Origin of the sequence: Sphingobacterium sp. UBA7631 (genome assembly GCF_002483935.1) — a bacterium.
GTDB lineage: Bacteria > Bacteroidota > Bacteroidia > Sphingobacteriales > Sphingobacteriaceae > Sphingobacterium > Sphingobacterium multivorum.
Genome location: NZ_DLIX01000007.1, coordinates 20080 through 43841 on the forward strand (window position 1 = coordinate 20080; position 23762 = coordinate 43841).

The window sequence follows — 23762 nt, forward strand, 5'->3', positions numbered from 1 at the left end:
AACATACATTAGAAAATGAAGAAAGCAATTCTATTTTTCGCGGCTGCCGGTCTTTTGATGACGTCATGCCAAAAATTCAAAAAGGCTGAAGGTGGTCTTGAGTATAAAATCGTAGATGATAATGCAAAAGAAAAAGCAGTATCAGGCGATTTATTAGCACTTGACATGGTTGTGAAAACGGACAGAGATTCTACAATGCAAAGTACATATGACATGGGAGTCCCTCAAATCGTTCAATTATATCCAGATAGTATCATCGCAAAAAATCCAGGTGACCCTACTGGTTTATTCAAATACGTAGGTGAAGGCGATAGCTTGGTATTCAAAATCAACTTGGATTCTATGGCTGCTAAAACACACCAACCAAAACCAGAGTTTGCAGATAAATTCATTGTTTATTCGATCAAAGTCAAAAAACACTTCAAAAAAGGAAAATTGACAGACCAACAATTGGGCGAACAAGTTCAGAAATATTTTGAAGAAGAATTAAACAAACACAAAGCTGCTGAACCAGCTAAACTTGAAAAATATATCAAGGATAAAAACTTGAAAACAACAAAAACAGCTTCAGGTCTTCAATACGTAATCACGAAACCTGGAACAGGAACAAATGCAAAAGTAGGTGATTCTATTCATGTGAACTATGTAGGTTCATTAACTACAGGAAAAGTATTTGATACAAATCTTCCAGATGTAGCTAAAAAAGAGAAAGTTTTCAACCCTCAACGTCCTTATGAGGCATTAAAGTTCCAATTAGGTGTTGATGGTGTGATCCCAGGATGGACTGAAGCTTTCCAATTGTTCAATAAAGGTACAAAAGCAACTTTAGTCATTCCTTCATCTTTGGCTTATGGCGATCGCCCTTCAGGTGTTATCCCTCCATATGCTCCTTTAGTATTTGAAGTAGAAGTATTGGATATTAAACCTGGAAAAGTTCCTGCTCCTACAGCAACAACTCCAGGCATGGTAGCGCCTACTGGAACTACTGCTCCAGCGGCAACAGCTCCTGCAACGAAAGCTCCAGCAGCAAAAAAATAATTTGACTGTAAATTTCAGTTAACAAAAAAGCGGTTTCACCAAAATGAAACCGCTTTTTTGTTATTCCTGTTTTTATTGGTTATGCGTTAACCTTCTTATCTTCTTTTTTGATCTTCCGTATTTTGAGCCACAGTATTACTACGGCCAATATAAAACTGATGATCATAATGATGGTTAATGCGATCAGGGCCTTATCGGTATGGTAATTTTCAGCATGCTGAATAAACATTAACCTAAAAATTCGTAGATAATGGGTTGATGGGATTACATTTGCTATTGCCTGTACCCATCCTGGCATTAGACTCGACGGCCAGGTAAAGCCACTCAAGATAAATGCTGGCGTTGCAATGACCATAAGGACTTCTGTCGATTTCAATTGCGAAGGTAGGACAATGCTGACGAGTACACCGATAAAACATACGGCGAGCAGAAAGACGAAAGTACACAGCACAAAGCGTCCAAACTCGGCCTGTAAAGGCATACGGTAATACTGACCAAAACCCCAATATAAAACCAGAATACCAATAGACATCAAAACATAAGGTAATATCTTAACAAGAATAAGCCCAATTGGATTACCGATTTTACGTACAAGCTCTGGAAATGTATTACCTTCAAATTCGGAGGAAAAAGACAAAGCCAAGCCTAAGAGCAAGACCTGCTGCAGCACGGTAATAAGCACTCCCGGCAGCATAAAATACAGGTAATTTCCACTTCGGATATTTTGCTTAACAAAAGTTGTCTTAAAAGGTTCGTACTGCTGTGCAGCAATCATTGCGGGAACACCACGTTTCATTTGAGCCTGAATCTGTATGCCCGCTTTCAACGTCGAGGCACAAACATTAACAGCCATCATGGCTGTATTGGAGGTCAACGTATTGGCACCATCTACGAAAACAGTCATTTCGGGCAAACGTCCCTGTTGTACTCCAGATGCAAAACCCTTAGGAATATGCACAATCGTTGTTGCCTCATATTGCATGGCAATATCTTTTGAATCAAATAAGGACGGTAATACACGGGCAACGTCAATACTCTCATTATCGGAAAGCATATCAATAAATGAACTGCTTAAGGGGCTATTATCCTCATCAACCACAATGATCGGCATCTGCGTTACCTTACCTTGTTGATAGACGTGCCCCACCAAAACACCGTACAATACAGGTGCCCCCAGAAAAAGCATCAATAGCACTTTATTATTGAAGAAGAGCTTAAACTCTCGTTGGATCAATTCTAAAAATTTTTTCACAGTCAAGCTCTTTAATTCGCATGGAGAACCACAAGCGTTTTTGTTAACAAATCTTTGCTACCGGCAGCATCTTCAGGGATAACCTTCAATTCAAATACAGCCTGTTGCGGATCGAAATCAGGATAAGCTGAGGCGATGCTTGCATACGAATTTAAGGCTTTAATACTAATCACCTTCGCTTTAACCTTTTTATGATTCAAATAAGGAATTTCTACCTCCACGACCTCTCCTTTTTGAAGTTTCCCCATTTTATTTTCGGGCAATGTGAATCTAAAATAGGTCGATCGATCGAGGAAACCATTTATAATGGGATAACCAGCCATCGCCAATTCACCGACTTTCAGATTAATCGTCTCCACACTCATGTCCTGTGGAGCAATGACATATTTCTCCTGCGCAGCAACATTGACTTCAGAGATCGCTCCAAGTGCACGTTCTTTTTGCCCCAAGGCCATAATCTGCTGTTCCTGTCTAGCCCCACCCCTTGCTTCAGCTAATTCAGCCTGTGCTGCAAGATATTGATTTTTGGCTCCCTGATATTTGGCGTAGGTCTCGTCGTACTTTTGTTGTGGAATAAGACTGTCCTGCAGAAGGGCATCCAAGCGACCTATAGATTTTTTCGCAAATTCATATTGTTCCTTAAGTCCATCAACCTTCGCTTGCAATTGCACGAGTTGTCCTTTCGTAGCGCCCCGGACTGCCATGTTATATTGTGCATCAGCAGACTGTAGTGCCCCTTTTGCCTGCTCTTCTTTAGCATCCACTTCGGGAATACTCAAAATAGCCAAGGTATCACCCGCATGCACAAAGTCACCTTCTTCAACCAGAAGCTTCGCAATTTTTCCCGGGACCTTTGTCACAACCGTCACTTGCTCACGCTCCACCTTACCTTCAATAGGCTTCTCCTTCACTTGATTTGTACAAGAAACAAAAATAAACAACGATAATATCCCATATAAATTCTTCATGTTACTCATGTATAGTTTGTAATAATTTTCCTGATGTATGTAGTAATTCGACCGCAGCAGTACGTTGCTGCAATACATTGTTAAAATAACCCAAATTAACTTTGTACCAATCGTTTTCAGCAGCCAATAACTCCGTAACATCTATTAAGCCGGCTTGATACTGTTTAACAGCCATAGAAAGGTTATTTTCGGCAACTTTCAACTGCTGTTCTCCCACTTTCAACTTTTGGTTGCCAGTCGTATAGGTGACTGTATTCTTGCTCAATAATAGATTTAACTTTTCCTGCGTATCTTCCCGCTTGGTTGTATTGATATGTTGATCGAGTTTGACTTGCTTAATCTTATTGTGATGTTCCCCACCGGTATAGAGATCCCATTTAACTCCTACGCCGACCATGACATTTGGACTTCCCTTGATGGAATTAAGTGGCAAATTGACTGTACCAAACAGGGGTTGGTCTTTCACCGTGAGTTTGGAATTGAAGACATTCAGATAGTTTGCAGATCCAAAGGCAAAGACAGCAGGAAGAGCTCCCCCCTTCTCTTTTTTATACAGATATTCATACGCTTTTGAAGAAGCATCTAGCGCTTTCAATTCGGATCTTTGTTCGACATCACGTGGTAGCTCTGACAAAAATATAGGTTTAAGTCCATAATGAATTCCACCAACCTCCTGAAAAGACACGCCAGTTTCTTGTTCGATCTTTTGGCACAACAAATCCCGATTGCCGGAAAGTTCTACCTTTTTCTCTTCCAATTCCAGTAATGCCAATTTCAATTTATCTCGATCATAAGGTATTGCAAGTCCATTTTGAATCGCTTTATTCACCTTTTCCTGCTCTTTTTTTAATCGCTTTTCAGAATCTACAATTAATTTATCCACCTCATCCAACAACATTAATTGATCAAATGATGCTATAATATCCTTAGAGAGTGTCTCTCGACTGGCCGATTCTAAATATTGTTGTGCCGCAGCTTTCTCCTGCAATGCTTTTATTCCATTCGGAATCTGTAATCCGGAAAAGATAATCTGCTTTACAGACACTCCCCCATAAGCAGCTTGCCCATGCATACTAAATCCTGTTGCTCCTTCAAACAGGCCTAGGTTCAACAAAGGAATATTAACTGTAGGAATATCAATACTCCCATTGCTATGTACATAACCGTATAGCCCGAGTGCGGAGACGTGCGGCAACCGATTTGCTTTAACACCATCAGCTTCCAGACTTGCTTTATCGACTTCGTAAGCCTTCAATTTCAATTCTTTATTTGTCTGAAAGGCTTTTTGAATAATGTCTTTTACCGATGGGTCAATCAATGATTGCGCATGTAGTTTGTTTATAAACATAACCGACGCCAAAGTCAACAAACCCAGGCATAACCTCTTATTCATCATATGATTCATTTATTCTTATAAAAATAGGACAACAACCGCCTCTTTTATCTGTTTAACAGTAAATCTTACGGTATGTTTGACTTCTGACTCTTTTTATTACGACCTATCTTTCCAAGGGGCAATAATAATCGTTACTACTGTCCTCATGGCATGAAGGGGCGGTCCTCCTCCTAATGGCGTTTTCCAAGATACGAAAAAGGAATTCATCTCAATCGAAGGAATCCTGTATTAATTTTCATTTTTGCTAATTAATAAGTTATCTTTGGAGATCGAATTGAAATTTTGGTAATTAAGTCTACCACTTTATTCGATAATAATAAAAACAAGTTTTTACCCTAACCCACTGCTTCCACGCAGAAAACTATGTTGCTTACAGATACACATACACACATTTATTACCATGCAGGAACCGAAAAACTGCAAGAACATCTACAACGTTGCTTTGATAATGGCATACAACGCCTTTTTTTGCCGAATGTGAATAGCGCTTCCATAAAACCTGTATTTGATACCGTAGCAGCTTATCCAGAACATTGTTTTCCCATGCTTGGATTACATCCCTGCGACGTAAAGAAAAACTATGTGGAAGAGTTAGAAACCATCCGAAAGAGCTTGGAAACAAACAAAGTCCATGCCATAGGTGAGATTGGGCTGGATCTTTATTGGGATAAAAGCACGCTTGAAATTCAAAAGGATGCCTTTCGAACTCAGGTTCAATGGGCTAAAGAATTAAATTTACCAATCGATATCCATTGTCGGGAAGCCTTTACTGAATTGTTCGAATTATTGGAAGAACTCCACGACGACAGACTGTTTGGCGTTCTGCACTGCTTTACGGGCAGCCTGGAGCAGGCCCATCAGGCGATCGATTTAGGGTTCGCCCTTGGTATTGGCGGGGTCGTTACCTTTAAAAAAGCGGGCTTAGATCAAGTCGTTAAAGAGATCGACTTGAAGCATATCGTTCTTGAGACCGATGCACCCTATCTGGCACCTGTCCCTTTCCGCGGTAAAGAAAATGAGAGCAGCTATTTGGTTTACGTCGCTCAAAAAGTAGCTGATCTGCATCAGATTTCCGTCGAGAAGGTCGCCGAAATCACAACAGAAAATTCAAAACGTATATTTGGTATATAATTTCAAAACTCAATGCATAATATCTTTATTATCTACACAGGTGGGACCATTGGAATGGTTAAAGATGAAACAGGAACATTCGTTCCTTTCGACTTTGAATTGATCAAACGTAATCTCCCTGATTTAAGTCGCTTAGACTATAAGCTGACCGTGCACTCTTTCGAACCTATTATCGATTCATCCAACATGAAGCCTGAAATATGGATTGAAATGGCACAAATTATTAAGGATAACTATGCGAATTACGACGGTTTTGTTATTCTACACGGTTCCGATACAATGGCTTTTACGGCCTCCGTACTGAGCTTTATGTTGGAAGGACTCCAAAAACCGGTCATTTTATCCGGCTCTCAGCTACCTATCGGTGAGATCCGAACGGACGCCAGGGAGAATATGATGACAGCGTTGGAAATCGCTTCGGCGAAGCAGGATGGCATCTCCATTATCCAAGAGGTATGTATTCTTTTCGACAATAAATTATTCCGCGGCAATCGCTCATTTAAATATAATTCGGCCAAATTTGAGGCCTTTAGATCGCCAAACTATCCTGTATTGGTCGAAGCTGGTATTCACCTCAAATACAATACAGATGCTTTATTAAATAATATTGATAAAGAATTTATCCTACATACCAAACTGGACAACAGGGTAGCTGTATTAAAATTATTTCCGGGAATCTCTGCGCAAACTATCAAAGCAGTCCTGGATTCCGATGTCCGCTCCATTGTTATGGAAACATTTGGATCGGGCAATACAACCACCGACACCTGGTTTCTGGATCTATTGAAGGAAGCCATTGAACAAGGTAAAAATATCCTCAACATTTCACAATGTAAAGTAGGGTCTGTTGAATTAGGTCGTTATGAGACTTCACAAGGACTTAAATCTATCGGCGTGCTCAATGGCTACGACCTTACATTTGAAGCGGCAGTAACTAAATTGATGTATCTTCAAGGTGAGTTAGAAGATCAAAAAGAAGTCGCCTATTGGATTGAAAAGGATATTCGTGGTGAATTGACAATCAATGACTAATGACCAACGGTACAAAAGTATAAAAAGGGAGCTGCACGTCATGCAGCTCCCTTTTTATGATCAATTTCTATGAATTCCTCCCGCAGATTTATTTGCGAGAAAAGGTGATATTCCTATTCGTGCGTCAAACTAGCCAGCACTTCCGCAACAACAAAATTGCTTCCGCCAACAAAAATTAGGTTACCTTGCTGATACACCTCTTTTGCTGCATCAAACGCGGCTTCCACGGATGGATAATCGAGTCCAACTAGACCAAATTCCAAAGCTTCTTTTCGCAACACATCCGCTGGCATTGCACGCGGCATATCCGGAGCGGAGAAATAATAGATTGCATCCTTCGGCAGATAAGGCAACATATGGGATAAATCCTTATCACGCATTGCCCCTATCACAAAGTGCAATTTATCATAAACCGTTGTCGCCAAATTTTTGAGCACTTCATGAATTCCGTCCTCGTTATGCCCTGTATCGCAGATGATAAATGGATCCTTAGACAATTGTTGCCACCGCCCTTGAATTCCTGTACTTGTTTGCACGTTTTTCAGCGCGCGATGAATATGTTGATCACTGATCTCAAAGCCCAGTTGACGTAACTCATCCACAGCTAATAACACGCCGGCAAGATTTTTCACCTGATAAGAGCCTTTAAGATCGAGCTGATATGTTGCTTGATGACCGTTAGGATCAATAGCCTGCACTGTTAAATAATCTTGGTCGACTGCCAGCATCTTGGTCTCATACTTGTCAGAAGCGAATTGTATCGGCGCATGCTCCATCGCTGCTTTATCCACAAACACAGCAGCCGTTTCTTCGGCATATTCCGAAATAACGACAGGTGTATCTCTTTTGATAATCCCCGCCTTCTCCGCAGCAATTTCTGCCAGTGTATTACCGAGAAGATTCATGTGATCAAAACCGATATTGGTAATTACGGACAGCAAAGGCTGAATAATATTGGTGCTATCCAAACGCCCGCCAAGGCCGACTTCAATGACAGCGATATCAACCTTTTTCTTCTCGAAATAATCAAAAGCCATGGCTACAGTAATTTCGAAAAAGGATGGACTGACTTCTTCTATAAGCTCGCGATGGGTATTGACAAAATCGACAACAAATTCTTGCTCACATAACTTTCCATTGACACGAATACGTTCTCTGAAATCCAGTAAATGTGGTGAAGTATAGAGACCGGTCTTATAGCCTGCTTCGGCCAAAATAGCGGCCAACATATGGGAGGTAGATCCCTTTCCGTTTGTGCCAGCAATATGTAAAGTTTTGAATTTTCGCTGTGGGTCGTCCAACGCAGCGCAAAGTCTGATGGTATTGTCAAGGTCTTTTTTGAAGGCAGAGGCGCCATCCCTTGTAAACATAGGCAATCGAGTATACAGATACTCAATTGCCTCATTATAAGCATTCATGTGAATGATTTTTATCTTAATCTAAAATTGAACACAATCCGTCCCGTCTGTGAGTCGGGAGCATTCGGCAATTGGTTTAGCCTAGCGCCACGTACAGCACGCTCACATTTCTCCAATAACGATGGATCGGTGATCGTCGTTCCTTTTACACCAGCACGCGCATAGGTGATAACCCCTTGCTTATTGACTCTAAACTCCACAGCAACCTTTCCTGCTTGCTGTCCATTGTCGTCGATACTTGGCCGTTGCGTAAAGCTTCGGTTTTCAATAGACAACATCATGTTACCGTTTCCAGATCCTCCTTCGCCATAATTACTTGCTAAAGGATCACCTAGTTTGGAACCCTGATTTCCAGGTGTTGTTCCTGTACCATCACCAGCTCCTTTACCATTGTTTTTATTCCCTTTAAAAAGTGCTTTAGCGTTTGCCTGCGGAGCCACTTCCTTCACTTCTTTGGTGGTTTCAGGCGCCTTTGATACTACCTTTTTTTCGGTTTTTGTTACCGCAGGAGCATCTTCCAGATCTTGCGTAGCGACTGCCTTCTCCGCAACTTGCTGCGTTGGAGTTGGGGTAGGTGTTTCGACAGGATCGATACGGTCTGGGCGCTCATTATTCGCATTGGGATCTACAGAAGGTTCCTCAACGCTCATATAGTCATCCCCCATACCTTCGGGTGATGTCCCATAATTAACGATCATTCCCCCCATTCCATATTCATCCGGAGCCTGTGCCTTAAAAACAACAAAAAAACCAATCAAGAGCAACGATGCCATGACTAGAGTCGATATCCCCAGCGCTTTGGGGAAATTATTTTCTTCATGTTGAAGATGATATCTCATCGCATTAATCTCCTATATTAACATATGAACAATAAACTCTCAAAAAGTTTAATTATTCTTACTTATCTTTTTTGGGTTCTGTTGCCAATACCACTTTAATCTTCAATCGATTAGCTACATCCATAACAGAAATAACATTTTGAATAGGAACCGTATTATCGACATAGAGCATAATTGTCACTTCCTCGCCTGCAGCCATTTGGGATTGAATTGCAGCCTCCAATCCTTCAATTGGAACGGGTGTTTTATCAATAAAATAGCCCAAATCTTTTGTAATCGATACCGTGACGGTCTTTTTAGCAACAGATTGTTCTCCCGCACTTGACTTTGGCAACAATAGCTTCACCACTTGCGGATTAGAAACTGCAGAAGCCAACAGGAAGAATAACATCAGGAAAAACATGATATCATTCAGCGCTGAAGTATGTACTTCCGCAGATGGTTTATTTTTTCTACTTCGTAAGTTCATTATCTTCCGGGTTCATCCAATAAATCAATAAATTCTACTGCATCCGTTTCCATCCGTAAAATCAATCGTTCCACCATCATATTCAGGATATGGTAGCCTAAATAAGCTAAGATACCCACCGCAAGACCTGATGCAGACGATACCATTTTTACATATAGTCCCCCAGATACAGAAGCAATATCAATACCACCTGCTAATTCCACGTCGTGGAAAATCTTAATTACTCCAAAGATCGTACCTACGAAACCAAGCATAGGGGCAATACCAGCAATAATACCCAAAATATTGATGTTCTTTTCTAACTTGGCAACTTCCAATTTACCCACGTTTTCGATCGCTCCTTCAATATCTTTGATCGGTCTGCCGACACGCAATAAGCCTTTTTGCAACATGCGTCCCAAAGCTGAGTTACTTGAACGAACTACAGCTAACGCTGAATCCAAGTTCCCCGACAACACATTTGCCTTTACTTGCGACATTAAGCTGTTATCATATTTTGCAGCACGACGAATCGTCAAATAACGCTCAAAAAAGATAACCAATCCAATAAAGAACAACAGTAAGATTGGAACCATAATCCATCCCCCTTTGATCATCATATCGATCAAACTCATGTTTTCTGTAGGCGCAGCAGCAGGTAATGGTTGTTGTGCAGCTTGATTAAACGAATCCACAGCAGCCCGTGCTGTATCTTGTACTAATGACATAATTATTAATAGTTTTATATAGTTTTAACTTTTATAAGATCTTTTCTACCCAAGCATCCTTAATTTTATTGAGTACCGACTTCTTCGCAAGCTGTGCTTCCTCATTTGTCATGTAGGTATTTAAGATAATTTTCTTTCTATCTTTTTTATTTTTCCCTTCAACTGCCCGTGCTGTTTTATAGCCCATCGCACGAAGACGTTGTGCCTCCTGCTCGGCGCTTGCCATAGTTTTTGCTGATCCAATGATCACCTGGTATCGCGGTTGAGCAACAGGAATGGACTCCTTAATCACAGGATTTGCTTCCAGAACCGGAGGTTTTGCTGCAGCATTGGTCGCTGGTACAGCAGCTGTCTTTTTAACAGAATCGACTACATTACGCTTAGCCAATGAATCGACTTGCTTTAAACTATCGGCTTGCGTATTGGACAAGGTATCAGCAGGTATGATCGGCTTTTGTTGAACAAGGGTATCTGCCGTCTTTACGACAGGTTTGGTCGACCCGAATAACGAATCCTTTAATGCAGGATTGGTGTAAACGACCGCAACAGCAACCATTGCCAGCACAATAATTCCAGTCATCCAATACCAGATCGCATTTGAATTACGCGGCTCTTCCTCATAGATATTTGGTGCATATGCCGAATTGGCGTTAGCCGACGCAATAGCACCGATTTCTTTTTTTGAAGTGATTTCTTCCTCTGGAGTAACCGATTGATTACTACCAGCTATCAAAGCTGCCTCCACAGGTTCAAGCTCCTCCGTTTCCTCTTTTGTTAATGGAGATTCTTCGGTTTCATCATCATTAAGATCATTTGCCAATTCAGTTTCCTGTACAGTCTCATTCAATACAGGATCCTTTACAACGGCCGGCTCGTGTGCTGTTTCAGTTTCCTCTTCAACCTCGATCGTTTCGTCTTGATCATCTGCCGTATCCGAAATAGACTCCCCGACAGGCTCTATGTTATGATCAGCTTCCACTACAGGATCTTCTTCAACAACAGGGGCATCTTCAACAGCTAAGTTCGTAAGTTCTTCTTCTTTCGCTTCTTCCAAAGAAGAAACGACTGTTTCAATCTCTGGTGCAACAAGATTTGTAACGGGCTGGAAATCGAATCCAGATAGATCCAAGGGTTTGAAGACTAAACTTGCGCCATAACTAATCAATAAGCCAAGATCATCCAATTTGACCTGTCCAAATTGCCCCAAATCAGCCCGCAGGTTCTCAACAGTTTCCGACAAGATCTGTTGTGCCTGATTTAGGCCCAAGTTTTCCTGCTGTTGGATATAATGAACAATATTAAACCCATGTTGAGCAGAGTAGTCCAGCTCAACATAAGAAATTGGTGGCAAAAACACATTATTTTGTTTATCGAACTGAGCCGGAGAATGAATTCGTTTGAACACACCTATTCCGGGCACGTATACTTCCGCATAACGTTTTAATAAACTATTGATGTTTTTGCCTAGATTCATCGCGCACTATGTTTAAGATGCAAATTTATAATCTTAATTCGTTAAAACGAATAATTAAGACCACCAATTACATTAAAGCCCAATCTTGGATAATACATATAACGTTCGTATTCTTTTCCAAAAATGTTATTTGCTTTGACGAAAATACCAAATTGTTTTTTGATTCGGTATTCTGCGCCCGCATTAAGATCAGCAAATGAACCTATTGTTGCCTTATGCCCACTGTTGGAAATACGACTGCCATCTGTGTTATAATCATAAATATATGCATAGGTATTGCCTTGTGTAGAAAGTTCAGCATCTACGAAAAATTTATCGGAAATATTGAAGCGTGCATTAGCTTGCATGCGGAATTTGGGCAAGCCCCATGCTTCTTCCTCATCACTCAATTTATAATCGTCTATATACACTTTTCCGCCTAGATTAACCAGCTGTGAAAGACGTACATTGATTTCTCCTTCCAATCCCATATGTTTAGCCTTATTGATCACGCCATCATAAACGACATCAAAAGCCCAAGGCACATAACCATTTTGACTATCGCCAAATGCACTATTTTTAAATAAAGGCAGTCCTTCAATCTGCTTGTAGAATACCTTTACTTTATAACCAAATGTTGCACCGGCATTTCCTTTTAAACCTGCATAAACATTCATTTTCTCAATCGAGTTGATCATTTTAGCGTTAGGAGCCAAATACGGATTTTCTTTAGCGAAACTACGGAAAGAAGCTTGTTTTACGCCACCATTAATCCCGGCAAACAAAGAGATGTATTCAGGTGCCAATGCAAAATCAGCCTCCACCGATGGGAAAATATTGAATCTTGAGCTATCGCCAAATTCAGAAGTTAAATTCGCACCCAAGGTTACGTTATAGTTGTCGCCCTTAAAACGAATATATGGATTGATAACCGCCAAATGATTTTTTACCTCAGCGCTATCTTTCACGTTATTCATTGTCACGCTTAAATTTGCCCCAACATTGAATGCACTTAAACGCTTATTCAAATAACCGGATAATGCGATTGAATTTTCTTTGGCTTTGTAGGCATCTTTAAACAAATAGCCATCAACTTTTGCGGAATAGCTTAATGCCTGCTCATTCTTCGGATCCACATTACTTGAGAGCTCTCCATTCAAATAGATATCTGTAAAGGTCTGTTTATCCGGAGTCGTATTCAACAAAGTTGTTCCCGATTGGTCAAAAGTCTGACCATAGAAATTCGTTCCATAACGATTGTATCCGATGGTACCTTTAACGGTTACGGCATCCAATACACGGCGACCAAAGATACCGATATCCTGTGTACTGAACTTCTGTCCATCAATATTACCCTTTTGGCTCAAATGCTTTGCAAATAAGCCAAATCGTGTGTTTTCAAACTGCTCAGAAGCTAAATAAGCCTCTCCCAATATACTGTTATAGTTACCGATACCAAATTTGACATAGTTGCTACTATGCTCAAAAGGTTGCGCAAAAGGAATCTCCTGTACATTCAATTGTTTCAACCCCGTATTGATATCCAATTTCTTGTCCAAAATATTGTTGTAGGACAATTTGGGTTGGTATTCCCGTTTGTTGGTCATATCCGGACTGCGGCGGATTTTTACAGCATCCGCAAGAATTGGTTTATAATCACGAACAACATCAAAAGAATCGATAGTGACCGGTTTTTCAGGATCATTCTTCTTGCCTGTTTCCTGTGCAAAAGAATTCAATCCCACGCCCATCAAAAGCGCTGCTAAAGTATATTTCTTCACGTTTCTATTTTGCAACTTCTTCATTGTATCCTATTTCTTTTTGTTGTTCAATTTATTTAGACGTTCTTTTGCTGCTGGCAAAATATCATCTTTCGCATCATAGTTATCCACAATCGATTCAAGTGTAGCTTTTGCTTGGAAAGTATCCCCCTTACCTGCATAAGCATCTGCCATAGTGATAAAACTTTTCGCTACCCAATATTCGTACGAAGAGAAATTATCAGATAGATCCATAGCTGTCTTAATACAAGCATCGTATTGTTTATTTTCCAATTGAAGCACTGCAACATTGTATTTTGCTTCTGCACCGAAGACGGTACGGCTCTTCAATGCTGCTAAACTGAATTCTTTCATGGCTTCAGTTTTCTTATTCTGCTTCACATAACATTTGCCGGCATACAAGAAGGCATTTGCGATCTCCTCTTCCGAAGACTTCTCGTAATTCTTGACAGCATTGGTATAATTTAAGGCTTCTTTATAATCCCCAATCTGAAAATAAGAGACCATTAAGTTATTGATTGCGAAACCATAGTTAGCCTTATACTCAGAAGTAAGCTCCAGTTTTTTCAACAACTGTGTCGCTTCGTTATATTTCTTTTGTTTCAAATATAAATTGGAAACCGAAATCAACGTGCGTTCTGTATAAGGAGACGTCCAGTCATTCAAGATAATATTGTAATCATGTAATGCATCTTCTGTATTACCCAGAGCTGCGTTACTTTCAGCACGAACAAAACGTGCATATTTCTCTTGATTTGGTTTCGGGAATTTGTCGAAATATGCATTTACAGCTTCCACCGCCCCTTGATAATTACCTCTGGAGAATAAAGTCGTCGCAGTCGAGAATGAGCGTGAATCTTGTTCAGATTTCGAAACGTCACCTAAATTTGTTCCCGTTGCATATTTGATATATCCTGTTGCATCGCCTTTGTCCAAATAGATGTTCTCAATGGAACGCATGGCCTGTCTTGCTTCATCTGTTGATGCATATTGGTCAACTACACGTTGGAAAGTTGCCAATGCAGCATCATTGTTATCTTGATTATATTGAACCAGACCAATCGTCACCAAAGCACGTGGCACATAACTACTGCGCGGATATTTTTCAACCATTGTTTGAAGGCCTGCAATTGCCTGATCACTTTCTCCCATCAAGAAACGTGTATAAGGAATCTCAAAAGCAATATCGTCGGCATAATTCGAACTCGGGAATTGCGCAATAACAGCATTCAATGTTGAAATTTTACCATTGTTATCCCCTTGTAATCCTTGAATAATACCACGTTGGAATAAAGCGTAATCCTGACTAGGAGCTTTAGAAGAGATTAACTTATTGTATTCTGTTAATGCTCTACCGTAGTTTTTCGAAGAGAAATAAGAATCACCTAAGCGTGCAATTGCATCATTACGTGTATTCATTTCAATTCCTTTCGAACCACCAGACGCTAAGAAACGCTCGAAGTAATTTGCCGCCGTGCTGTAGTTACCATTACGGAAAGCCGCATAGGCCAACGCATAATTGGCATAGCCATACACATCCGTTTTGCTAGCTCCCGGCAAGCGTAAGAATTTATTGAAATTTGTAACCGCTTCACCATATTTACGAACTTCGTACATGGCTTCCGCTTTCCAATAGGTGGCTAAAGCGTAAATTTCCTCGTCATAACGGAACTCTTCGGAGCGCATGAATAGGGAAATTGCATTTTCAAAAGCACGCTCGTTATAATATTCCAAACCTCTGTAGTAGGTTACCTTTTGATAAGCTGCGTTTGCTTCTTTTCCACGTTTAGGGATAGATTCCAAAATATCAACTGCTTCGCGGTAGTTTTTTGTACTCAACAATACTTCAGCAAGTAAAGTTTTCGCTTCCTCCAAACGTTTCGATTTTGGATACGTTTTCAAGTATTCTTGTGTAGAAGCCAAAGCCACTTGGTGGAATTCCAACTCATACGAAAGCTTAGCATAGTTGAATAAGCCCTCTTCTTGCATTGCCGGATCAAAATCCAATTTCGAAGCCCGGAAAAATGCATTACGCGCAGATTGCTTATTGCCTTTCTTCAAGAAAGCATCACCTAGGGTAATCATCGCAGACTGATAATAAGCGTCAGGCTCGGTCATTTTTTCCAATTCCGTGATCGCTTTATCGTAATCCTTCAATTTGTAAGCGATGTAACCGATTTGGTAGCTATCCTGATTATTCTGCGTCTTACCTTGATCTTGTGCCTGGAATTTATCGTAATACTCTTTTGATGTTTTTAAATCACCTTTGATAAAGTATGTTGCCGCTATAATACGGAACATCTCTGTTTCATTTTCTTGTTTTGTCCGCGACAAAATTGGCAATGCATAATCCAATACATCGTCGTAGCGTTTATCCAAGAAATACAAAGCAGTGATATAATAGGGGTAACTATTTTCGAATTGTTTGGATCCATTCAAACGCTCAAATTCATTCAACGCCGTTTTATACTCGGCGTCTAAGTAAGAAAGATACGCGTAATAATAGATGGAAGCTTCCTGAAATTCAGTTTTTTGATCTTTCAATCCTTCAAATAATGGTTTCGCCGTTTTATAGTCTTTAGTCATAAAGGAAGCGTATCCATATTTAAAGCGATATTCTACATTTTCTTTACCTGCTAAATTTTTGCTATCGATCTTATTAAACCACTCTAAGGCCTTAACATAATCTTTTTTAGCATAATAGGATTTACCGATTTGAAAATAAGCTGCTTTAGCATTTGCACTGACAGGGAAATCCTTAATGTATTTCAGAAAACGGTTTTCGGCATCAGATTCGCCCAATTCCAGTGCGCAAACTGCTTGATAATACCGTACGTTCTCTTTCAACAAAGACAATTCCTCTGTTTCGTCCAATTGCAAGTTGGATTTTGTCCGCAAAGCTTCAACACGGTCAAATTGGGCTGAAGCAGAACTAAATTTTCCGCGTTCATACAATTCCATTCCTGTTTTGTACGCCTTGTTGATTTGTTGCCATTCTGTCTGTTGCGCTAATGCTGGCGTCGCCATAACGGTTAATGCAACTCCCACCTGGTAAATCTTCTTATACATAATATGTGAAACCTTAATATGTTATTTATCTGCAAATGTAAATGAATCTCCCTCCAACCCGCGATAAATTTGCTTTAACCGGCGAATTTATCAAAAGCTTCTCAGCCATGAAAGGCTTTAAGATAGCCCCAAATTTATTGAAAATCAATTCAAATCTCCACTTCTTAGGGAGATAGTTTTATTCATTTTACTAAATTATACTTTAATTGAGCTATTTTACACAAAAGTTATTAACATCTGTGAATAATCCTGTATTATAACGGAAATTTTGCACAAAAAATATGCCCGACAAAAAATAAAGTCAGGCATACTATTGTAGCATTAGAAAACAGTGTTATTTAGTCTCACACGTGCATTAACGCAGGTTGAAACCAATTTCAACTATCCGCGTTGCCCTGCTAAAAGATACAAGACAGCCATGCGCACAGCAACACCATTTTCAACCTGATCCAAAATAATTGAATGTTCGCTGTCCGCGACATCCGATGTGATTTCGACCCCTCGATTGATTGGTCCGGGGTGCATAATTGTAATTGGCTTCTCTAAAGAATCCAAAATCTCTTTATTCAATCCATATAGCATGGAATATTCTCTTAAGGAAGGGAAATAGGCAATATCCTGACGCTCCAATTGAATCCGTAACATATTTGCAACATCGCACCAGTTCAGCGCTTTTCTCAAATCATGCTCTACCTTTACACCCAATGAGGTAATATGTTTAGGAATTAATGTGGTCGGACCACAAACCATCACTTCAGCACCTTGCTTTTGAAGACATAAGATATTCGACAAGGCAACGCGTGAATGTGTGATATCCCCAACAATAGCTACTTTACGACCAGCTACATCGCCATAGCGTTCACGAATTGAAAATGAATCAAGTAAAGCTTGTGTAGGGTGTTCATGTGCTCCGTCACCTGCATTGACAATCTGTGCATCAACATGTTTACTTAGAAATACCCCAGCCCCGGCATAGGGATGTCGCATTACAATCATATCAACCTTCATGGCCAGAATATTGTTCACCGTATCGATGAGTGTCTCCCCCTTACTTACGGAAGAGGAGGATGCTGCAAAATTCACGATATCCGCAGAAAGCCTCTTTTCAGCTAGTTCAAAAGACAAGCGTGTACGTGTAGAATTTTCAAAAAACACGTTGGCAATCGTAATATCCCGTAATGACGGAACCTTTTTAATTGGCCTATTTAATACCTCTTTGAAATTACTTGCTGTATCCAGGATCAATTGGATATCGTTCTCATTTAGATCTTTGATCCCCAATAAATGGCGGGTACTTAATTGTTCTGCTACAGATGACATTTTATAGTATATTCAAATATTTACTAATCATTTTTTATTGAAAGTGCCTGTTTCCAAAGGTCACCAATAACCTTCAGCTATATTGTTAGGACACCGCTATGAATCGCTAGCTGACGTTTTCTTTTCCGTAATCAAGATAATACTATCCTGATCCTCTGACTCTTTCCAGTTAACAATTACCTTTTGTGAATCAATAGAATCTACCTGTATTCCGATATAATCAGGCTGAATAGGAATCTGTCTAGAGAAGCGGCGATCGACCAAAACAAGCAATTCTATTCTTCTTGCACGGCCAAATGCCTGTACAGCATCCATTGCCGCACGAATAGTACGTCCCGTCCATAAGACATCATCTATAAAGATGACCTCTTTACCTTCTACAATAAAATTGATATTTGTGCTATTTGCTAAGATTGGACCAGTATTCCCTTTCGTACGGAAGTCATCACGATAAAAGGTAATATCCAAATCGCCAACTAAAATCTCTTTTCCGATCATTTGTTCAAGCTCTTTGACGATACGTCTCGCTAAGAAAGTTCCTCGGGGTTGAATACCTATGACGACAGCATTTGAAAAATCACCGTGATTCTCAATCAATTGACGACATAGTCTTTGAATTGTGATTTGAAATTTTGGTCCGTCTAATAAAATCGACTGTTTCATTATGGGAATGTTTGAGCAAAGCTACACTTTTTTTAACAAAAACGAAGCCATGAACGGCAATTAATTTCAATATTTGCATCCAACTTGCACAATAACAAAAAGCGTTTTAAACAAAGTGTAGCGTACTTTCAAGGAAATTTATAAAGCTATTATCCGAGTATATTAACAGGTTTTGCAATCCCATACAACACACTTTTTCAACCGTTTACAGCAAATTCCATAGCATCTTAAGTTATACTGGGAGATTATTCGTCGAGCTGGGTAGGTTTATTATTGCGTGCGAAAAAATATACCGGTACACCGATTAATACAAGGATAAAGCCGGGCCAGGTATATTGTGGCTTATAGATAATTAATAATACACAAAATACAGTACCGATCAGCAGGTACAAGATCGGAGTGACAGGAAATAGAAATGTCTTATAGGAACGTTCCAAATCAGGTCTCCGGACACGTTGAATAATAACACCCAACACTGTAATCATATAAAATATAACAATAACAAAAGATATCATATCCAGCAAGTTGCCATATTGTCCGCTTAGACAAAGTAATGAAGCCCAGATCCCCTGAAGCCATAATGATCGTGCAGGCACATCATATTTGTTATTGGGAATCGCCTGTTTCAGAAACAGTCCATCTTTTGCCATGGTCTGAAAAACACGCGCTCCTGAAAGCGCAAGTCCGTTCACACAACCAAAGGTCGAGATCATGACCAAAATTGCCATCGCTACCGTGCCACTATGTCCCAATATTTTTTCAGCGGCTGCAATAGCTACCCGATCATTGGCTGCAAAAGCAATTTCCTCTCGATTTAATGCCGCCAGGTAAATGTAATTACAACTTATATAGAGCAACATCACCAGGCTCGTCCCGATAACCAATGCCCGAACGACATTACGCTGTGGATTGACAATTTCCCCGGAAACAAACGTTACATTTTCCCAGGCTACACTGCTAAATACAGAACCTACCATGGCAGCAGCTAATGCACCCATCAGTACGCCGCCCGAGATCTGCGACCAGCCTGTACCTTTCAAATTTTGAAAAGAGTCCCAGCCATAAGCCATATTTTCTGAAAAATGATTTTCTTTAATCAAAAACAGACCACCTAAAATCAGTAAAATCAAGGCAATAATTTTTGCTGAGGTAAAGAAAGATTGAACAGCTTTTCCACTCTTGATCCCTCTTGTATTGATATAAGTAAGGAGAATAATAACACCCATAGCAACAATCTGTATCCAGGTAATCTTAAACTCTCCACGCTGAAATAACGGTGCTGCATCATTTAGCTGAGGAATGAGATAGGCCGTAAACTTACCAAAGGCAACAGCTACAGCTGCTATAGTCCCCGTTTGAATAACTGTAAATAAGCTCCAGCCATATAAAAAGCCGATTGGCTTCCCAAATATTTCTGTCAGATAAGTATATTGTCCACCAGCCTTCGGATACATCGACGACAATTCGCCATAGCAGATTGCCGCCGCAACAGTGGCCAATGCGGTCAATAACCAAACTATCGCCAACCAATATCCGGATCCCAGCTGCCGCATCATATCACTCGATACAATAAAAATACCGCTTCCGATCATTGACCCCATGACCAGCATTACTGCATCCCACAATTTTAATTGACGTTTCATCATAACTTAAGCTTGGTTTTATATGGCGTTAAGCTAAGAAAAAATAATCAAAAAAAAGCTGCCCTTTCCTACATCGCATCAAAAAGTATTTCTCCTTTTCGAATGCCTGTAGTAAAGGGCAGCTCCTTTGGATAAGATGATGTCTCTAATTGTTACTCAACACCATACTGTTGTTTATACGATTTTTCTAAATCGGTCACTTGCTGTAGCAATTGTTTTTCCGAAGTAGAGGCTAAAATACTCTTATAGGCTCCCAAAGCACGTAAAGCCGTTCCAATATTGGAATATTCAAGCTCAGGTTTCGTTTGGGCAATATCTTGGTACCAACGCATATTTTGGGTCATAAACTTCAAATTGCGGTTTACGATCTCATTCGCACGCTTCGTTTCACCAGTTTCATACAGCACATTGACAATTGGAATATAGCCTAAAATATCGCGCATTAAATAAACACGTTTTGGCATTTTCTCGTACGTTTCAACAGCGACTTTGCGCGCCTCATCCTTATGACCTTCCATCATCAACTGTGTCGCTGTACCACCCATTACGGTATTTGTAATCATGGTAATCATGCGGTAAGATTCAGGATCCAGGTACGAAGCATGTGCCATATTACCCCATTGGTATTTCGTTGTAATGTCTTTATAAGCAGACTGTGTATCAACCAATGTACCTTCCGCCCCGGCAGGAGTTGCAATCGGCATTAAACGCAGTGCAAAGCCCTCTTGGACCAGATATTTATCTAAACCAAGGTAGTTATCATTTGGAACTGTTGCCGCAAAATAAATTGGACGTTTCCAATCGTTATTCAACAATACGTTTAAGATTGATAATTCTGCCCTAGAGATATAATTTCTATTGTAGGTCCAGCTCATGGTATCGACAATAGATTCTTGCCAAGCTTTAGGAACGACATTATTTTTCAGAACAGATTCTTTATTCACCGGAAGGCTAAAGTTTTTGGTTGGCAAGAAGTTTTCAAACTTACCACCTCTCAATTCCAATTTGTTCTTCTGGTCGTCAGACAATAAAATCTGCATGATCAAATCCAGATCCACATGTCCGGGAACCTTCATATCCTGATAATAAAGCACTTCGCGAACGCCTTTTTTGAATTTTTCGTCATCGATATTGATCGGTAAACCTTCGGCCTGATTCACTTTTTGCTTCATCTGGCGCATATACCAGTCCGAACTCAATAAACTTAAGTTCACCACGCGTACATCTGGACGATAATTTTCAACTTCCTGTACATACCACAAAGGATAGGTATCATTATCGCCGTAAGTAAATAAAATCGCATTCGGTGCACAAGATGCTAAATAGTTTTTCGCTAAATCACGTGCAGTTGTTTTCTCCGAACGATCGTGATCATCCCAGTTTTGGAAGCCCAGCAATACCGGAGCACCCAATAAACAAGCAACTGTAGCAGCACCGGCCGCTACTTTACCATCCACTTTTTTGCTTAAATAATCCGCGATAGCGAAAACCCCAAGCCCGATCCAGATGGCAAAGGCATAAAAAGAACCTGCATACGCATAGTCACGTTCCCGCGGTTGAAGCGGACTTTGATTTAAATATAAAACAATTGCTAATCCTGTAAAGAAAAACAACAGCCCCACAATTCCCGCATCACGTTGTCTCTTTCCAAAATGCCAAAAGGCACCGATTAGACCGATGATCAAAGGCAAGAAATAATATTTGTTATTCGAAGGATCAGTCTTCAATGAATCTGGAATGGCATTTTGTCCACCGACATGCATTTGGTCTACAGGTTTAGCACCTGAAATCCAATTACCTTCTGTGAATGATCCTTGACCTTGTTGGTCATTCTGACGGCCTGCAAAATTCCATAAGAAATAACGTCCGTACATGTGTCCAATCTGATAACTGAAAAAGAATTTCAGGTTATCGCCAAAAGTCGGCGACTGTCCTTCCGGGATTTTTAAGTAATCACGATAATATTCAATATGTCCCTGATCTCGTGAACTGTAGACACGCGGAAAAAACATGGTTTTATCGTATTTATAATCCATGCCGTTCTCCACTTTTGTATACTTGTCCTTGTCTTTTCTGTACGTATACGTCGGCTCGGCATCAACTACCTGCGCATCAAATGTAGGTCCGTTTAAAAGAGGCTCACTTGCATATTGCTCACGACCAAGATAGCTTACAAAAGAAAATGCATTATCTGGATCACTGTTATTTAACGTCGGATTTGCTTTTGCACGTACCATAATCATGGCAAAAGAGCTATAACCAAAAATGATAAATGCTGCACTGATCAAGATCAGATTTAGCATCGGTTTGACCTTTTTGATTGAATACCAGATACCATATACGAAAAGAGCCACCGCTAAAATCATGAATAAGTTAAATCCAGTACCGAAGCCCATTCCCAGACTATTCACAAAGAACAGGTCAAAATAGGCAGCCGCTTTAACGGTGTATTGAATGATACCCCATAAAATGAGCGCCAAAACAACGACACCGATCAAGAAAGCTTTGATGGCTCCTGATGACGTGACTGTTTTCGAACGTTTAAAATAGATCACCAAAGCTATTGCCGGGATCACCAAAAGGTTCAATAAGTGAACACCTATAGAAAGCCCCATCACGTAAGCGATAAAGATCAACCAACGATCTGAACCAGCTTCATCGGCGTGGTTTTCCCATTTTAGAATTCCCCAAAATACAACCGCCGTACATAAAGAAGACATGGCATATACTTCGGACTCTACCGCTGAGAACCAAAAGGTATCCGTAAATGCATAAGCCAATGCACCAACAGCGCCCGAGCCGAATATTTTGATTAAATCGGTTGATGTATATGATCCATCAACACCCTTTACAACGATTTTCTTTGCTAAAGCTGTAATTGTCCAAAATAAAAACAAAATGGTCAGACCACTACATACCGCCGATCCTACATTCATCCAGAACGCAATTCGTGTAACATCTCCACCGGCAAGGTTTGAGAATATATTTTGAATCATTAAGAATAAAGGTGCTCCTGGCTGGTGCACAATTTGAAGTTTAAAGGCTGAAGCGATAAACTCGCCACAGTCCCACCAGCTCGTCGATCGTTCGGCAGTCATGACATACGCTAATGTTGCTATTAGCGCACATATCCATCCTAAAAGATTGTTGATTTTAGTATAGTTCATAAAATGATAACTGTAAAAAGTATTATAATACGGCTCGAAAATAAGGATAAGTTAATAAGAAATGAACTTTATTCTGATTTTTTAACACATATTAATTGAAAAAATTTCATTACGCGATCTAATATTGGCGACAAAGAAAGCACGTCCAAGTATACTTGTACACTTTACAACGTGTTGATGGGATCTCCTTACCGAAAAAAAAGGTTAGCACACTGAATTTTCAGGAGCAAACAAAAATTATTTCTTTGAAAATCAGCCCTAATACACTTTTGAGTTCATTTTTATTTGCAGAAATAAGAATAGTCCGTATATTTGCATCATCAAATGTGAACGACATCATCACGATAGCAATCACTTTTGAATTGTTTGTCCGATAGTATAAGGGTAGTACAACAGTTTTTGGTTCTGTTTGTCTT

Annotated in this window: 17 protein-coding genes; 3 read left to right on the forward strand and 14 right to left on the reverse strand. The window is 40.0% G+C overall.

The genetic code is table 11. The features are described 5' to 3' along the window. Positions 1-15 precede the first annotated feature (15 nt). Positions 16-1038 (forward strand): FKBP-type peptidyl-prolyl cis-trans isomerase, encoded by a 1023-nt coding sequence (locus B3P16_RS12140; RefSeq protein ID WP_046672741.1) that lies wholly within the window; start codon positions 16-18, stop codon positions 1036-1038. A 79-nt stretch (positions 1039-1117) separates the two neighbouring features. Here B3P16_RS12140 and B3P16_RS12145 read toward each other — a convergent pair whose 3' ends face one another. The 3 genes from B3P16_RS12145 to B3P16_RS12155 are packed head-to-tail and all read right to left on the reverse strand — an operon-like array spanning position 1118 to position 4654. Beyond that, positions 1118-2290 (reverse strand): ABC transporter permease, encoded by a 1173-nt coding sequence (locus B3P16_RS12145; protein WP_286767797.1) that lies wholly within the window; start codon positions 2288-2290, stop codon positions 1118-1120. Positions 2291-2301: 11 nt separating this feature from the next. Beyond that, a complete protein-coding gene (locus tag B3P16_RS12150) occupies positions 2302-3258 on the reverse strand; it encodes an HlyD family secretion protein (protein WP_159333412.1) in 957 nt (318 codons plus the stop codon). Between the two features lies 1 nt (position 3259). Beyond that, positions 3260-4654: a TolC family protein gene (locus B3P16_RS12155; protein ID WP_286843105.1), complete on the reverse strand. Its 1395-nt coding sequence runs from the start codon at positions 4652-4654 to the stop codon at positions 3260-3262. Positions 4655-5017: 363 nt separating this feature from the next. Here B3P16_RS12155 and B3P16_RS12160 point away from each other — a divergent pair, with 363 nt between their 5' ends. Together B3P16_RS12160 and B3P16_RS12165 are read left to right on the forward strand one after the other, a co-directional pair. Continuing rightward, the gene (locus B3P16_RS12160; RefSeq protein ID WP_286752599.1) at positions 5018-5785 is read left to right on the forward strand and encodes a TatD family hydrolase; all 768 of its coding nucleotides are present in this window, start codon (positions 5018-5020) and stop codon (positions 5783-5785) included. Between the two features lie 12 nt (positions 5786-5797). After that, positions 5798-6817: an asparaginase gene (locus B3P16_RS12165; RefSeq protein ID WP_046672745.1), complete on the forward strand. Its 1020-nt coding sequence runs from the start codon at positions 5798-5800 to the stop codon at positions 6815-6817. A gap of 113 nt (positions 6818-6930) precedes the next feature. Here the strand turns inward: B3P16_RS12165 and B3P16_RS12170 are convergent, their stop codons facing one another. The 11 genes from B3P16_RS12170 to B3P16_RS12220 all read right to left on the reverse strand — a co-directional run bounded on the left by B3P16_RS12170 (position 6931) and on the right by B3P16_RS12220 (position 23346). Continuing rightward, a complete protein-coding gene (locus B3P16_RS12170; RefSeq protein WP_286843106.1) occupies positions 6931-8235 on the reverse strand; it encodes a bifunctional folylpolyglutamate synthase/dihydrofolate synthase in 1305 nt (434 codons plus the stop codon). A gap of 11 nt (positions 8236-8246) precedes the next feature. Beyond that, entirely contained in the window at positions 8247-9074 is an 828-nt protein-coding gene (locus B3P16_RS12175) for an energy transducer TonB (RefSeq protein WP_046672747.1), read from the reverse strand. A gap of 58 nt (positions 9075-9132) precedes the next feature. Next, the gene (locus B3P16_RS12180) at positions 9133-9543 is read right to left on the reverse strand and encodes an ExbD/TolR family protein (RefSeq protein ID WP_046672748.1); all 411 of its coding nucleotides are present in this window, start codon (positions 9541-9543) and stop codon (positions 9133-9135) included. Continuing rightward, positions 9543-10250, reverse strand: coding sequence for a MotA/TolQ/ExbB proton channel family protein (locus B3P16_RS12185; protein ID WP_046672749.1), 708 nt, complete (start codon positions 10248-10250; stop codon positions 9543-9545). Before B3P16_RS12185 ends, B3P16_RS12180 begins: the two co-directional genes overlap by 1 nt. Positions 10251-10281: 31 nt before the next feature. Next, positions 10282-11724 (reverse strand): SPOR domain-containing protein, encoded by a 1443-nt coding sequence (locus B3P16_RS12190; RefSeq protein WP_286843107.1) that lies wholly within the window; start codon positions 11722-11724, stop codon positions 10282-10284. A 41-nt stretch (positions 11725-11765) separates the two neighbouring features. Beyond that, positions 11766-13508, reverse strand: a complete 1743-nt coding sequence (locus B3P16_RS12195; protein ID WP_286769494.1) for a TonB-dependent receptor — start codon at positions 13506-13508, stop codon at positions 11766-11768. 6 nt (positions 13509-13514) lie between these two features. Next, positions 13515-16553 (reverse strand): tetratricopeptide repeat protein, encoded by a 3039-nt coding sequence (locus B3P16_RS12200; protein ID WP_115046620.1) that lies wholly within the window; start codon positions 16551-16553, stop codon positions 13515-13517. Between the two features lie 381 nt (positions 16554-16934). Next, the gene (locus tag B3P16_RS12205; protein WP_046672752.1) at positions 16935-17873 is read right to left on the reverse strand and encodes an aspartate carbamoyltransferase catalytic subunit; all 939 of its coding nucleotides are present in this window, start codon (positions 17871-17873) and stop codon (positions 16935-16937) included. A gap of 96 nt (positions 17874-17969) precedes the next feature. Then, positions 17970-18536: a bifunctional pyr operon transcriptional regulator/uracil phosphoribosyltransferase PyrR gene (gene pyrR / locus B3P16_RS12210; protein WP_115046618.1), complete on the reverse strand. Its 567-nt coding sequence runs from the start codon at positions 18534-18536 to the stop codon at positions 17970-17972. Positions 18537-18781: 245 nt separating this feature from the next. Continuing rightward, a complete protein-coding gene (locus tag B3P16_RS12215) occupies positions 18782-20182 on the reverse strand; it encodes an APC family permease (RefSeq protein ID WP_286752603.1) in 1401 nt (466 codons plus the stop codon). 149 nt (positions 20183-20331) lie between these two features. Then, entirely contained in the window at positions 20332-23346 is a 3015-nt protein-coding gene (locus tag B3P16_RS12220) for a DUF2723 domain-containing protein (protein ID WP_286769493.1), read from the reverse strand. Positions 23347-23762: the final 416 nt, after the last annotated feature.